Raw genomic sequence first — 14,440 nt, 5'->3', positions numbered from 1 at the left:
GCAACGGCTGCCAGATCACTGAGGTCTGGCCTCCGCAGCCGCCGCTACGAGCCGGTCGGACTCACATCGTCGGCTCGGTCCACGCGAGCTGGACGACCTCGGTGCCCCGGTCCCGGGTGACCATCCGGGCCCGCCCGGGCTCGGCCTGCTGCGGGCGCACGTTGCCGATCAGCACGCCCTCGTCACGGGGACCCGAGAGCATGATGCCCGGCATCGCCAGGTCCCGCAGCGACTGGATCACCGGCTCGTACAGTGCGCGGGACGCACCACCCGCGCGTCGGGCCACGACCACGTGCAGCCCGGTGTCCCGCGCCTGGGCCAGCAGTGGCTGCAGCACCTGGGCGGGCGAGTTCTGCGAGGTGGCGACCAGGTCGTAGTCGTCGATCACCACGAAGACCTCGGCGCCGGTCCACCAGGTGCGGGTGCGCAGCTGCTCCGGGGTGACGTCGGGGCCGGGGAGCCGGTTCTGCAGGTACGCCGCCAGGTCGGTCAGCGCGGGCGCCGCCTGGGTGGCGCTGGTGAGGTAGTTGAGCAGGTACTCCTCGGGAACCTCGCCCAGCAGCGCTCGCCGGTAGTCCACGACGACGATCTGCGCCTCCTTGGGGGTCCGGGTGCGCATGACCTCCTGCAGGTAGTTGCGCAGCAGCGCGCTCTTGCCGGACTGGCCGTCGCCGAAGATGAGCAGGTGCTGCTCGGCGTCGGTGTCCAGGGTGACCGGGGCCAGCTCCTTCTCGTTGATGCCCAGGATGAGCTCGCGGCCCACCTGGCCGCGCCGGGCCGCGTCCTCGCGGATCTGGTCCAGGGTGATGCGCTCGGGGAGCAGACGCAGCTTGGGTCCGGCCGGGCCGTGCCAGGCGGCGGTGACGCGCTCGATCAGGTGGTCGACCCCGGGGCCCAGGGAGTCCGGGGACGGCTTGCCGTCGATCCTGGGCAACGCGCCCAGGAAGTGCAGCTTGCCCGGCACCAGGCCTCGGCCGGGGCGTCCGGCCGGCACCAGGGCGGCGACCTTGCGGTCGATCTCGGAGTCGAGCGGGTCGCCGAGGCGCAGCTCGAGCCGTGAGCCGAGGATGTCGCGCATCGCGGCGCGGAAGTCGGCCCACCGGCTGGCGGCGGTGACCAGGTGCAGGCCGAAGGTCAGCCCGCGGCCGGCCAGCTGCTGGATCTCCATCTCCAGGTCGTCGAACTCAGCACGCAACGTGCCCCAGCCGTCGATGACCAGGTAGACGTCGCCGTAGCCGTCGTCCGCTGCGCCCTGGGCCCGTCGGTCGCGGTAGGTCTCGATCGAGTCGATGCCCTGCTCGCGGAAGTAGGCCTCGCGTCGGTCCACGATGCCGCTGACCTCGGCCATGATCCGGCGTACGACGTCCGGCTCGGCGCGCGAGCCGACCCCGGAGACGTGGGGCAGCCGGGCCAGCGGGGCGAACGTGCCGCCACCGAAGTCGAGGACGAAGAACTGCGACTCCAGGGGAGTGGTGGTCAGCGACAGGCTGGTGACGATCGAGCGCAGCATCGTGCTCTTGCCCGTGCGCGGTCCACCGACCACAGCCACGTGACCGGCGGCGCCGGTGAGGTTCAGGGTCAGGGTGTCGCGGCGCTGCTCGCGCGGCCGGTCGACCGTGCCCAGCGGCACCACGAGGCCCTTGATGCCCCGCCAGTGCGGCGAGACCAGACCCAGCTGCGGGTCCTCGACCAGGTCGGGCATCAGGTCGTCGAGGGTGTCGGGCACGTCCAGCGGCGGCAGCCACACCTGGTGGGCCGGGGAGCCGTGGCCCACCATCCGCTCGACCGCGATGTCGAGCAGCGACGGCGCCTCGCCCTGCTGGCTCTTGGGGGCCGGGGCCTCCTCGACCTCGGCCTCCAGCGGCTCCAGGGCCTGCACCTCGGCGATCGAGAAGGGCAGGATGCCGCGGACGTGGCCGCCCTCGTCCCGGATCACCCGGGTGCGCCCGGCCGGCGGGCCGGAGACGTAGGCGGCCTTGAAGCGCAGCAGCGTGGACTGGTCGGGCTTGAGGTAGCCCAGACCCGGCACCGCCGGCAGCTCGTAGGCGTCGGGGACGCCCAGGACGGTGCGGGACTCCCCGGCGGAGAAGGTGCGCAGACCCACCCGGTAGGACAGGTGGGACTCCAGGCCCCGCAGCCGTCCCTCCTCCAGGCGCTGGGAGGCCAGGAGCAGGTGGATGCCCATGGAGCGGCCCAGGCGGCCGATGGCCACGAACAGGTCGATGAACTCCGGCTTGGCGGTGAGCATCTCGGAGAACTCGTCGACGCAGATGAACAGCGACGGCAGGGGAGCGAGGTCCTCACCGGCGGCCCGGGCCTTCTCGTAGTCGCGGATCGAGGCGTAGTTGCCGGCGGCGCGGAGCAGCTCCTGGCGGCGCACCATCTCACCGGACAGGGCGTCCTGCATGCGGTCGACGAGGGTGAGCTCCTCGGAGAGGTTGGTGATCACCGCGGAGACGTGCGGCATCTCCGACATGCCCGCGAAGGTCGCCCCGCCCTTGAAGTCGACGAGCACCATGTTGAGCTGCTCCGGCGGGTGCGTCATGGCGAGGCCGAGCACCAGGGTGCGCAGGAACTCCGACTTGCCGGACCCGGTGGCGCCGATCACCAGCCCATGCGGGCCCATGCCCTGCTGGGCGGACTCCTTGATGTCCATGTGGATCAGCGAGCCACCGTCGCCCAGGCCGATCGGCACCCGCAGCCGGTCGCGGGCCGGGCGGGGGCGCCACGACGTGGTGGGGTCGAAGGTGTGGACGTCGCCCATCCCGAGCAGCTCCATGAAGTCCGACGGGCCGCTGATGTCGGTGCTGCCCTCGTCCGAGCCGGTGGAGACCACGTGCAGGGGTGAGAGACGACGGGCGAACGCCTCGGCGGTCGCCAGGTCGCACTGGTCGACCAGCGCCTTGACCGGCTCCTCGCGCAGCCGCAGGGCCAGCACCGGGCACTTGTCCTGCGAGGTCGGGGCGTCGGTGAACTCCAGCCGCAGCCGGCTGGCGTCCTCGAGCTCGTCCCAGCGCGCGGGCAGGTCGAGCAGCGTCACGCCGTGCAGCCCGTCGGGCGGCACCACGTGGTTGCCGGGCGGGAGGTGGCCGCCGTCGATGACCAGCAGGATGTGCGGGGTCGCCGGGCGCTCGTCGGCGCCGAACCGGGGACGGTCGTTGAGGTCCGGCGGCAGCAGCGCGCCGAGGTCCTCCAGCGAGGTGCTGACCATGCGCATCGGTCCGACCGCGTCGGACTCCTGGGCGCTCTGGGCGTGCGGCAGCCACTTGACCCAGTCCCAGTGGGTCAGGTTGGGCTCGGAGCACAGCACCGCCACGATCAGCTGCTCGGGGTTGTGGAAGGCGGTGGCGGAGCAGATCATCGCCCGGGCCGCGGACCGAGCCTCGTCCTCGGGGCCACAGACCTCCACGCGGTCGAAGGCGCGCAGGTCCAGCGAGGCCGGGAGGTTGGGCTGGGTGCGGTGCACCACCAGCAGCCGGTGCAGCGCGGAGGCTGCGGCCGGGTCGACCTGGTCGACCGGGGCGCTCTCCGGCGGGATCAGCTCCAGCGACAACGGCTGGGCGCAGAGCCCGTAGCGCACGTGCAGGAAGTGCGGATCTCCCGGACCGTGCTCCCAGACCCGGGTGCGCTCCTCGGCCAGCGAGGGCAGCGCGGTGGGCTCGGGGTGGTTCCAGGTGAGCGCGCGGCGCTGCTGGGCCGCGGCGTCGCGGGCCACCTTGCGGATCCCGGAGAGGTAGCGCAGGTACTCGGTGCGCGAGCCGGTGACCTGCTGGGCCCGCTGCTTCCGCTGCCGGTCGATCTGGACGACGATGAACCCCAGGGTGGCGAAGAGGAACATGCCGGCGGCCAGGAAGCTGCGTCCCCGGCCGGCACCGCCGCCGCCCATGGTGGCCACGAGCACGATCGAGCCGAGGCTGCCGAGCATCGGGATGGCGTTCATCAGGACGCCCGAGGCCCCCTCGTTGACCTGCAGTTCCGGCGGCGGCTGCAGCACGATCTGGCCGCCGGGCATCTCCGGGGCCTCCAGTCGGTGCCCGTTGCGCAGTGCGGTGCTCAAGCGTCCCCCTCGTCGACCCGTGTCGTGGTCGCGATGATGATAGGCGGACTTGACGACCCCCGTGCCACCTGCGGCAAGGCCGGTGAGCGACTACCCTGCGGTGCGGACGAGGCGAGGGGGCCAGATGAGCGAGACCAGGGCGGGCCTGGAGCAGGCGCGCACGATCCTGCTGAGCGTCCACGGCCCCGTCGGCGTGCTCGACCTGGTCGTGCCCTCGGGTGCCACCGCGCACGACGTCGCCCGCGCCTACGCCACGGAGGCCAGGCTGCCGGCCATCCCGCTGATCCAGACCGCCCTGGGCGAGCTCGTGGTCGCGGACCGGCCGCTGGCCGACGTCGGGCTGGAGTCCGGCGACGTGGTCATCGCCGTCACCGGGTTCCACCGGGGGCGGGCGGCCCAGGCCGGCGAGCGGTCACCGTTCGACTCCGACCGGCCGGGCCCGGGTGCGGTGGCCGGAGCGGTCGCCGCGGCGCTCGCGGCCGTCCTGGCCGGGTGGTTCGGTGGCCACGCCGAGTCGGAGGACCTGCGGTACGCCGTCGCCGCGGTGCTGCTCGTCTCCGGGCTGCTCGCCTCGTTCCCCGGCGGGCGGAGGGCGCGTCACCGCCAGGTCGCCGCGCCGGCGTTCGGGGCCGGTGCTGCCTGGGCGCTGCTGGCCGGCGAGGGCATCTACCAGGCGCCGGCGGTGCTCGCGGCGTGCGCGCTGGCCGCCGTCGCGCTGGCCGCCGTCTCCCGGGCCCTGGGCGAGGACGAGGACCAGGAGCTGGTGGTCTGGATGGTGGCCGGGGTGATGGTCACGTGCGTGTGCGGCGCCGTACCGCTGCTGGAGCTGGACGCCCGGGTGGCCTGGGCGGTGCTGGTGGTGCTGGCCATGCTGGCCGCCCGCGCGGCGCCGTCGTTCGCGATCGACGTACCCGACCAGGCGCTGCTGGACCTGGACAAGCTCGCGGTGACCGCCTGGTCCGCCCGGGACCGGGGCGGCAAGGGTCGCCGCGGCCGCATGGTGGTGCCGGACTCCGCGGTCAAGGTGCTGGTCGGGCGGGGTACCCGCACCGTGACCGCGGCGGCGGCCGCCGTCCTGGTGGTGCTGGTGGTCGCGGCGCCCCAGCTGCTCCAGACCGCGGTGGTCGACGTCGACCTGATCGGTGCCCGGGTGCTGCTGCTGTGCGCGGGCGGTGCGATCCTCTTCGCCGCCCGCAGCTACCGGCACCGCACGGCGCAGGCGCTGCTGCGGCTGGCCGGCCTGTGGTGCCTGGGCCTGTTCGCGGTCGAGGTGCTCGGCGCCGCGAGCCCGGGCTGGCTGGTGACCGTGGTGGTGCTCAGCGTGCTGCTCGGGGCGATCACCCTGACCGCCGCGGTGGCGACCGGCCGTGGGTGGCGCTCGGTGTGGTGGGCGCGCAAGGCCGAGGTGGCCGAGACGCTGTGCGGTTCCTTCGGGATCGCCGCCTTGGTCGTCGCCTCGGGGCTCTTCCGATTCTTCTGGGAAATGAACTCTTGATGTTTACCGCGTCTGCCCCGGGGTAGATCAGCGTTGTCCGGGGGGTCGGGACGTCTCCCCGAGAACCAGGCGGGAGGCCACAAGGCCTGCCATCCACAAGAAGCTTTGCGGCGAGAACCGCAGAGGGGGAAGGAAAGTCATGTCTGAATCTTCGGGGCTCTCAGCCCGCGAAAGGTCCTTGATCGACGCAGCGACGGCCGTGAACTCGGCCCGCAGCGAGGTCACGCAGCTCTGCAAGGGTCTGAGTGACCGCATCGCCGGGATGGGGCAGCAGTGGGGCGGCCAGGGAGCCACCGCGTTCCACCAGCTGCACACCGCCTGGCAGGAGAAGCAGAACAAGATCGTCAGCGCGCTCGACAACTTCGAGCAGTCCCTGCAGCAGACGGACAAGGACAACAAGGCCACTGACGAGGCCCAGGCCCAGGCTTCCTCCAACCTCATGAACCGCCTCGGCTGACGCCGAGAGACCAGGGAGAACAGACATGTCTTTCGACGGCATCCGCGTCAACCACGGCATCCTCGAGCAGGCTGCGGCCGACCTCAAGACCTACGCCGGCAAGATCGACAACCGCCTCAACGACCTCGAGGGCCAGCTCAAGCCCCTCCAGTCGGACTGGACCGGTTCGGCCAAGGAGTCCTACCACGTGGCGAAGACCCAGTGGGACAAGGCGATCGCCGAGATGATCCAGCTCCTCGAGCAGGTCTCGGTCGCCGTGGGCGAGTCCAACACCGAGTACAAGAACGCCGACGCCCGAGGCGCCGGTCGCTTCGCCTGATCAGCCACACAAAGGAGGCCGACCGTCCGTAGGGGCGGTCGGCCTCCTTGTGTCCGTCGGTGCCCTTATGGTTGGCCCGAACGTCAGCGGGTTGTGGATCGACGAGTGGGGATGACGAGATGAGCCAGACGGCAGCCAGCACCTCAGGACTGGTGCGCGTGACGGTGACCTCGGGGTCCAGGCGGGTCGACCTGGTGCTGCCCTCGGCCGTCCCGGTGGCCGAGCTGGTGCCGGAGCTGGCCCGCAGCGTCGGGCTGCTGGACGCCTCCACCGTCTACGGCGGCTACCGCCTGGTCACCCAGGACGGGCGCCAGCTCAGCAACGACGCGGGCCTCTCCATCCAGGGCGTGGAGGACGGCGGGGTGCTGGCGGTGGCCGCCGGCTACCGCGACGAGCCACAGCGCGTGTACGACGACGTGGTCGAGGCGATGGCGGACGTCGTGGAGCACGAGCTGAGCCCGTGGGAGCCCGCCGCTGGCCGCCGTACCGCCCTGTGGGCGGCCTCGCTGCTCCTCGTGCTGGGCGCGGTCGCGCTGCTCATGCACGGCGACACCCTGCTGGGCGGGGTCGCGGCAGCCGTGATCGCCGGCCTGATGGTCACCGGCGCGGTGGTCCTGGCCCGGGCCCAGGACGAGCCCCAGGCGGCCGTCACGGTCGCGCTGCTCGCGTGCGTGTACGCCGCGGTGGCCGGTCTGGTGCTCGCGCCCGACGACCTCGGGTCGTGGCAGTGGCCGCTGCCGGACGGCCTCCTCGGCCTGCCCCTGGTGTGCGCCGGCGTCGCCGTGCTGGCCACGGGCGCGGTCGCCGCGGTCGGTCTGGACGAGGGTCGTGTCCTGATCATCCCGGCCGTGGTGCTCGGCGCGCTCGTCGCCGCCGCCGGCACGGTGATCATGCTGCTCGACGCCGACCCGGCCGTGGTCATGACCGTGATGCTCACCGTCGTGGTGGTCCTGGGCAACGTCTTCCCCTGGCTGGCGCTGGGCGCCACCGGCACCAAGGTCGAGCAGATCTACACCCTCGCCGACGTGACCGCGGGCCCCGACGAGATCGACCGCGACCGGGTCGCCGCCGACGCCCGGGTCGCGCACGAGATCCTGCTGGCCGTCGCCGCCACGGTGGGCGCCCTGCTGGTGCTGGTGGCGCCGCTGGCGGTCGGCCTGGGGATCTCCGGGACCCTCCTGGTGGTGATGAGCTCGGTGGCCGTGATGCTCCGCACCCGTCAGTACCGCACCGGCTCCGAGGTGCTGGCCGGTCTGGTCTCGGGCATCGCGGGCCTGGTCGCGGTCGCGGTCTCGGTGCTGTTCCTGCACTCCGACTGGCGCGCCGCCTCGGCCATCGTGCTGGCGGTGGTGGGTGCGGTGCTGCTGGTGATGACCCTGGCCCCGCCGTCCGCCTCGGTGCGCCGCGGCCGGATCGGCGACGTGGTGGAGAGCGTCGCGCTGCTCTCGCTGCTGCCGCTGCTGGTGCTGGCCGTGGGCCTCTTCGAGCGGATCAGGGGCTGAGTCGTGGCCACGAAGAAGGAGCTCGTCGAGGCCTACCAGTTCAGCCGTCGCCGGCTGGTCACCGCCTTCCTCAGTGGCGCCCCGGGCGGGCGCGAGGTCGAGCCGACGAAGCCCACCAAGAGCCTGGTCGGCGGGGTCGCGCTGGCGGTGCTGCTGTGCGCCGGCGGCGGAGTGGCCGGGTTCCTGGGCGGGCGTCCGGACTCCAACTGGAAGTCCGAGGGCAGCTTCATCATCTCCAAGGACACCGGCGACCAGTACGTCGTGCTCAGCGGTGGGGACGACGCCGCCATCCAGCGCGTCCCCAACTTCATCTCCGGCCAGCTGCTCCTGGGCACCGCCGAGCCCGAGGTCTTCTCGGTCAAGGACAAGTACATCCGCTCGGTCGCGCTCGGCTCCGACCTCGGGATCGAGAGCGCGCCGGCCGGGCTTCCCCCCGGGGATGCCTTGATCCAGACCGGCTGGACCGCCTGCACCGCCGAGGGCCGTGGGGTGAAGATCAACGTCGCTGCCGAGCCCGACGTCACCGAGCGCAGCGGCGGAGCGTTCGTGGTGCGCACCGGCGACCGGCTCACCTGGCTGATCGCCCAGAGCCCCGGCGGCCCGGCGTACCGGTTCGAGCTGCCCGCCAACCCGACCGCGCAGTCGACGCTGCTCGACGCCCTGGGGTTCGGGGCCAGCTCCCTGGCGCCCGAGGTCAGCGACGAGTGGCTCAACCTCTTCCCGCTCGGCCCGGCGCTGACCCGGCAGGCCTTCGGCGTCGCCGACACCGGCCGGGCGGCGACCTACCCCGGCCTGCGCACCGACCTCACCGGCTTCCTCGTCGGTGACCTGGTGCAGACCCCCGAGGGCGGCTACTACCTGCTCGGGGACGACTCCCCGCAGCGGCTGAGCGAGTTCCCCGCGCTGGTCTACTCAGCCCTGGTGGCACCCCCCAAGGAGCTCTCCTCCGCGCTCTCGGCCGACTTCGACCCGCCCGACCACCCGGTCGAGTGGCCGAGCCTGCGCCCGACGCCGGTGACGGACGGCGAGATGTGCGGCCTGCTCCAGGAGGAGGACGGCGCCAGCTTCGTGGTGCTGGCAGACCAGCCGGGCGAGGACGCGAGCGCCGAGAGCCTGCGGCCAGGCAGCAAGGACGTGGACGTGGAGCCCTCGGGTGGCGCCTACGTCCTCTCCGGCGCGGACCTGACCACAGACTCCGGGTCGCCGTTCGTGGTGGACGCCAAGGGCGCCAAGTACGCGCTCGTCGGGCCCTCGGTCGCCGAGTTCATCGGTTACGGCGAGGTGGACGCCCCCGTGGTCCCGGACTCGTGGATGAGCTTCTTCTCCGACGGTGTCGAGCTCTCGGTCAACGCTGCGCGGCGGCTGCCCGAGGACGCCAGCGACGACGCGGCGGTCCAGTGATGGCTCCGGCGCCCAGGCGCTGGGTTGCGGGCTCGGCGGCGCTGGTGCTGGCCGGGCTGGGGTCCGTCTGGCTCGCGCCGGCCGCGTCGGCCACCGACGAGGGCGAGAACCCGTGCGACCCGCAGATCGTGATGGCGACACCACGGAGCATCGACACCGTGGCAGAGCAGAGCGCGCCGGCGGTGCGGATGCACGTGGCCCAGGCGCACCGCATCACCCGGGGCGCCGGCGTCACCGTCGCGGTGGTCGACAGCGGCGTGGGGGCCGGGCTGGGGATGGACGTGGTGCAGGAGTCCGTCCCGGGCTTCGGCGGCCCGCTGCTGTCGGGGCACGGCTCCATCGTGGCGGGGCTGATCGCCGGCGAGCACGGTGTCGCGCCCGACGCACGCATCCTGTCGATGCGGGTGCTGGACAAGAACGACCCCGACGTCGAGGAGGGCGAGCGCCCGGTCACCTCCACCTCCCTGGCCGCCGGCCTCAACCGGCTCGCCGACCTGCACGGGCGGATCCCCTTCCGGGTCGTCAACATCTCGCTCACCATGCCCCTGCCGGACCCTGTCCTGAAGGCGGCGATCAAGCGCCTGCAGAAGCGGGACGTCGTGGTGGTGGCAGCAGCCGGGAACGCGCCGGCCGAGGAGAGCAGCGCCTATCCGGGCACCCTCGACAGCGACGCGGAGGTCTACCCCGCCGACTACCCGGGCGTGCTGGGCGTCAGCGCGGTCGGTCCCGGCGGCGACACCGACCTGCGCCCCTACGTCCGGCCCAACAAGCAGACCGACGTGGCCGCCCCCACCCTCGGTGCCCTCTCGATCAACCTCAACGGCCAGAAGTGCCAGGTCAGTGAGGAGATCGCCACCTCCTACGCCGCCGCGCAGGTCAGCGGCGTGGTCGCCCTGCTGCGCGCCCGCTTCCCACGGGAGACCGCCAAGCAGGTCGTGGCGCGCCTGGTCCGCACCGCCGAGGGATCCGACCTGCGACCCAACCCGTGGACCGGGGCGGGCGTGGTCCAGGCAGCCGACGCCCTGACCCACCAGCTGGCGCCCCGCCGCAACGGACGGCTTTCCCGGAGCGAGGCGGAGCCACGGTCCGACGCCACGGCACCTCCGGCGCCGGTGCGGGAGGACGTGCACGGCCCGTCGCGCCACATGCTGCTCTGGTTCGCCCTGGTGCTGGGGGCCGTGGTCGCCCTGGCATTCGTGACGCGTCCCCTGCTGCGCCGGCTGTCCTGAGACGAGGGGTTTCCAACTCCGGTACTTGGGGGTAACACTCCTGGGCGGGGTCACCCTTAGAGGAAGCAGGCACCATGAGAAGCACCATCGGGATCATCGTCGTCGTATGGCTCGTCATCGGCTGCATCGCCGCCTTCCAGCGCGGCTACTTCGGCGACGACCGCGACGTGAGCTGCAAGTCCGCGGGTGACACCGCCCTCACGATCGTGGCGGGGCCACTGAACTACCTGGGCGCCAACCCCAAGATCAAGTGCGACGACGTGAAGCTGCCGCAGCCCTCGAAGTGACCCCGGCCGGTCACTCGGCGGGAGTCGAGGCCTGAACCGTCTTCACGGCGTTGCGGGTCACGGTCTTCTTCCGGGCGACCTGCTTGGCGGGTGCCTGCTCGCCGGCCTCGGCTGCTGAGGGAGCAGCCGGGGCCGTGCTGGGCTCGGCGCTGACCGCGTCGGGCTTGGCCGCGGCCCTCTTGGTCGTGCGGCTGGAGGCGGCGCGCTTGCGCGCGGTCTTCTTGGCCGGCGGTGCCGTTGCCTCCGGTGCCTGTGCCGGGGCCTCGGCGTCGGGGGTGGCCTCGGGGGTGGGGTCTGGAGCGGTCACGGGTGCGGACTCGGCGGACGGCGCGCCTGCCTGGCGGCTGGCCGACTTGCGGGTGCGGGTCTTGCGGGTGGGCGTCGTCGGGGCGGAGTCGGCCTCGGGGGCCGGCACCTCGACCGGGGTGCTGGCGGGGGTGCTCGAGGCGCCGACCGAGGCCTGCTCCGGGGCGCTGGTGGACTCGCTGGCAGGTGCCGCAGGTGCGTCCTCGGCGTGCCCACGTCGCGACGACCGGCTCGACCGGGTGGCGGGCTTCTCGCTCGCCCGCTCTGCCTGGGGCTCGTTCTTCTCGGACCGGTCCTGCTTGTCCGACCTGTCGGCCTGACGCTCCCGAACCCGGACCTGCTGGCCGGCGATGCGCTGCACCTCGAAGAGACCGATCTCGCTGATCAGGTCGACCAGCTTGCTGTAGCCCCAGTTGCGGGAGTCGAAGTCCGGCGCCTGCTTGGCCACGTGCGAGCCCACGCCGCCCAGTGCGGCCCAGCCGTCGTCGTCGGAGTTGGCGTCGATGCCGTCGCGCAGCAGCTGCACGAGCTTGCGGTCCTTGTGCAGCTCGTTGGGGCTGCGGCGCTTGGGGGCGGCGGGGGAGGAGGAGGAGCCGGCCTCGGGCTGCTGGGCCTTCTCCTTGGTGCGCAGGACGTCGAGGTAGACGAACTTGTCGCAGGCGGCCACCAGGGGCTTGGGGGTCTTGGGCTCGCCGAATCCGTAGACGGTCATCCCGGACTCGCGCAGCCGGGAGGCGAGCTTGGTGAAGTCGCTGTCGGAGGAGACCAGGCAGAAGCCGTCGAGGTTGCCGGTGTAGAGCAGGTCCATCGCGTCGATGATCAGCGCACTGTCGGTGGCGTTCTTGCCGGTGGTGTAGCTGAACTGCTGCATGGGCTGGATCGCGTGGGAGTTGTTCGCGTCCTTCCATCCGGACAGCCGCGGCGTCGTCCAGTCGCCGTACGCCCGCTTGACGGTCGCAGTGCCGTACTTCGCGATCTCCGCCAACAGGTCGGCGATGATCGAGGGAGTCGTGTTGTCGGCATCGATGAGCACCGCGAGCTTCGGGGAATTTGTTCCAGCCATTCTGGGAGCGTAATCCCCAGGCGCCTCGACCCTGGCAATAGGCGGTGTTCGCGGCCCGGGCGGCACTAGGGCTCCGGCTCCGATGGGCGAGCTGGTCTAGCCGACGGTACGCCGGTCCGCCAGCAGTGCGTTGACCAGCTCGACCGCCCCCTCGGGACGGTCCACCGTCACCGCGAACTCGGAGCCGGTGCGCAGCGTGAGCACCAGGCCCGATCCCCGACGGACCACGGCCGCGCGGCCCCGGGTGCTCACCCGGTAGCCCCAGCCACCCCAGCGCAATGGCTCGATCTGCTCGATCCTCGCGCCGGCGAGGGTGTCCAGCGGCAGCCGGTGGCGCAGGAAGCGGAGGGGTCCCCAGGTGACGGTCACCGCCTCCCGGTCCACGCGCACCGTCAGGTAGTGCATGAGCGAGAGCAGCAGTGCCACGCCGAGAGTGGTCAGGCCGGCGAAGGAGGACCAGATCGTCAGGACGGCGCCAGCGGTCGCGGCCACCGAGGCGAGACCGAGCAGCACCCGCGAGCGCGCCTGCCCGACCCAGACGACCCGCTCGTCCTCGCCCAGGGTGAGGCTCGAGTGCGGAGGTCCGACCGGGACCTCACCGCTCTGGCGGGGGAGGAGCCACCAGATGGCGGCCGCGGCCGCCACTGGAACGACCAGCACCACGGCCACCCACTGGTAGCCCAGGTGCACTTCGCCCGCCGAGGTCGCGCCGCGGGCGTTGACCATCACCGTGAGGTAGACGCTCGGCAGCAGCCAGGCCAGCCAGCCGGCGGCCACGGCGACCTCGGTGATCCGCAGGTGGGCGCGGGCTGCGAGCACGGCCAGACCGACCAGCGAGCCGACCGTCGCGACTCCGCCCGCGCCCAGGGTGAACGCCGTCAGGGACGTGGTGCCGTCGACCTCGTCGGTGCCGTCCCAGTGCGTGGGCACCGGGTCCGGCACCGCGTTCGCGTACCGGATCCACAGGAACAGGACCGCGAGCGGGGCGGCCAGGAGGATCGTCGCCGCCACCGCGACGCGCGGGGTCTTGGTCATGGTTGGACCTTTCGGATCTCGTCGATGAGCTGCTCGCGGGACAGGCCCATGCGAGCGGCGCTGCGCACCAGCTCGTGCACCTGCTCCAGCAGCTGGGCGCCGAGCTGGACGCCGGGGGTCGTGCTCTCGGTGGGCCCGGCGTCGGTGCGGACGTGGACCCCCCGGCCCCGTCGTACCTCCAGCAGTCCCTCGTCCCGCAGGACGGCGTAGGCCCGCAGCACGGTGTGCATGTTGACGTCGAGTCCGGCGGCCAGCTCCCGGGCCGGTGGCAGCTTCTCGCCCGGTGCGAGTCCACCGGTGGCGATGGCGCGGCGTACCTGCCCGGCGATCTGGTCGGCGAGACCCGCACTGCTGTGCGGGTCGAGACGGATCAACATAGTTTGCATCGTACTAGAACAAACGATTCAGGGATAGGTGGGTGGCCCCCCGTGCCGCCGAGATGGGACACAACTTTCCCGACATGCTGCGAGTCTCATGTCCGAGGGGCCCACGAGGCCGCATCGAACGACACACACGGAGGAAGTCTCATGAAACTCACCACCACGCTGGCCGCGCTCGTCGTGGCTGCGATGCCACTGTCCGTGGCAGCCACCCTTTCCGCCGGCGCCGAGGTAGCGCCCCGCGCCGCAGCCACGTACAAGGTGAAGGCCTCGATCAGCTCCTCGACCGCCGTCGCCAAGGAGGACGTCATCAAGGTCTCGGGCAAGGTCACCCCGAAGGCCGCCGGCCAGAAGATCATTCTTCAGCAGCGTCTGGACGGCAGGACCACGTGGAAGAAGACGGACGACGTCAAGGTCAAGAAGAACGGGCGCTTCCTGCTCTCCGACGACCCGGGCACCCCGGGGCTCCGTTTCTATCGCGTGGTGAAGCCGGCCTCCGGCAACGTCAAGGCGGGAGTCAGCAAGGAGCTCGAGGTCACCGTCTACCGCTGGGAGAAGCTCGTCCAGCGGACTTCCGGTCCCAAGGTGAACATCGACGGCAACACAGGCGCGATGGTCGGTGCTGAGTACTACTCGGCGAGCCTGACCACCGAGACGCCCGGCACGCCCGCGTACGTCGAGTACACCCTCGGCAGGAAGTGCAAGAGCCTCTCGGCCACCTACGCGCTCACCGACGGCTCCGAGACGGGCGCCACTGGCACGGTGTCGCTGACCGTGGACGGGGTCGTCAAGGTCAACGAGTCGCTCGCCATCGGCACCCTCAAGAAGCTGGTCACCGACGTGTCCGACGGCTTCCGGATCCGTTTCGACCAGACCTCTAGCTCCACCCCCGGCGGGGTCCCGACCGCG

Annotated in this window: 12 protein-coding genes; 8 read left to right on the top strand and 4 right to left on the bottom strand. The window is 72.0% G+C overall.

The genetic code is table 11. The features are described 5' to 3' along the window. Positions 1-61: 61 nt before the first annotated feature. Positions 62-4,057 (bottom strand): type VII secretion protein EccCa, encoded by a 3,996-nt coding sequence (gene eccCa, locus C5H89_RS17450; protein ID WP_240181937.1) that lies wholly within the window; start codon positions 4,055-4,057, stop codon positions 62-64. Between the two features lie 124 nt (positions 4,058-4,181). Here eccCa and C5H89_RS17445 point away from each other — a divergent pair, with 124 nt between their 5' ends. From C5H89_RS17445 to C5H89_RS17415, 7 genes are all read left to right on the top strand, one after another. Continuing rightward, entirely contained in the window at positions 4,182-5,552 is a 1,371-nt protein-coding gene (locus C5H89_RS17445) for a hypothetical protein (RefSeq protein WP_104108233.1), read from the top strand. Between the two features lie 139 nt (positions 5,553-5,691). Then, positions 5,692-6,009 (top strand): WXG100 family type VII secretion target, encoded by a 318-nt coding sequence (locus C5H89_RS17440; RefSeq protein ID WP_101525652.1) that lies wholly within the window; start codon positions 5,692-5,694, stop codon positions 6,007-6,009. A 25-nt stretch (positions 6,010-6,034) separates the two neighbouring features. Further along, positions 6,035-6,328 carry a WXG100 family type VII secretion target gene (locus C5H89_RS17435; protein WP_104108232.1) on the top strand — a complete coding sequence of 98 codons (294 nt, stop codon included), beginning with the start codon at positions 6,035-6,037 and terminating at the stop codon, positions 6,326-6,328. 119 nt (positions 6,329-6,447) lie between these two features. Continuing rightward, complete coding sequence (gene eccD / locus C5H89_RS17430; RefSeq protein WP_104108231.1) at positions 6,448-7,830, top strand: type VII secretion integral membrane protein EccD; 1,383 nt, start codon at positions 6,448-6,450, stop codon at positions 7,828-7,830. A 3-nt stretch (positions 7,831-7,833) separates the two neighbouring features. Next, positions 7,834-9,231, top strand: a complete 1,398-nt coding sequence (locus C5H89_RS17425; protein WP_104108230.1) for a type VII secretion protein EccB — start codon at positions 7,834-7,836, stop codon at positions 9,229-9,231. Then, positions 9,231-10,460 (top strand): S8 family serine peptidase, encoded by a 1,230-nt coding sequence (locus tag C5H89_RS17420; RefSeq protein ID WP_104108229.1) that lies wholly within the window; start codon positions 9,231-9,233, stop codon positions 10,458-10,460. The genes C5H89_RS17425 and C5H89_RS17420 overlap by 1 nt, the downstream gene beginning before the upstream one ends. A 74-nt stretch (positions 10,461-10,534) precedes the next feature. After that, on the top strand, positions 10,535-10,747 hold the full coding sequence (locus tag C5H89_RS17415; RefSeq protein ID WP_104108228.1) for a hypothetical protein: 213 nt from the start codon (positions 10,535-10,537) through the stop codon (positions 10,745-10,747). A 10-nt stretch (positions 10,748-10,757) separates the two neighbouring features. Here the strand turns inward: C5H89_RS17415 and C5H89_RS17410 are convergent, their stop codons facing one another. From C5H89_RS17410 to C5H89_RS17400, 3 genes are all read right to left on the bottom strand, one after another. Next, positions 10,758-12,116 (bottom strand): NYN domain-containing protein, encoded by a 1,359-nt coding sequence (locus C5H89_RS17410; protein WP_104108227.1) that lies wholly within the window; start codon positions 12,114-12,116, stop codon positions 10,758-10,760. Positions 12,117-12,212: 96 nt separating this feature from the next. Further along, on the bottom strand, positions 12,213-13,151 hold the full coding sequence (locus tag C5H89_RS17405) for a hypothetical protein (protein WP_104108226.1): 939 nt from the start codon (positions 13,149-13,151) through the stop codon (positions 12,213-12,215). Next, positions 13,148-13,528, bottom strand: a complete 381-nt coding sequence (locus C5H89_RS17400) for a GntR family transcriptional regulator (protein WP_104108225.1) — start codon at positions 13,526-13,528, stop codon at positions 13,148-13,150. Before C5H89_RS17400 ends, C5H89_RS17405 begins: the two co-directional genes overlap by 4 nt. Positions 13,529-13,678: 150 nt before the next feature. Between C5H89_RS17400 and C5H89_RS17395 the strand changes: the two genes are divergently transcribed. Continuing rightward, positions 13,679-14,440, top strand: a 762-nt coding sequence (locus C5H89_RS17395; protein WP_162799446.1) for a hypothetical protein, incomplete at its 3' end; no start/stop codon positions are given.

The organism is Nocardioides sp. 616 (assembly GCF_002930065.1).
GTDB classification, from domain to species: Bacteria; Actinomycetota; Actinomycetes; order Propionibacteriales; family Nocardioidaceae; genus Nocardioides; species Nocardioides houyundeii.
The sequence above is the reverse complement of the archived record's forward strand: the minus strand, read 5'-3'. Positions and strand labels throughout refer to the sequence as shown.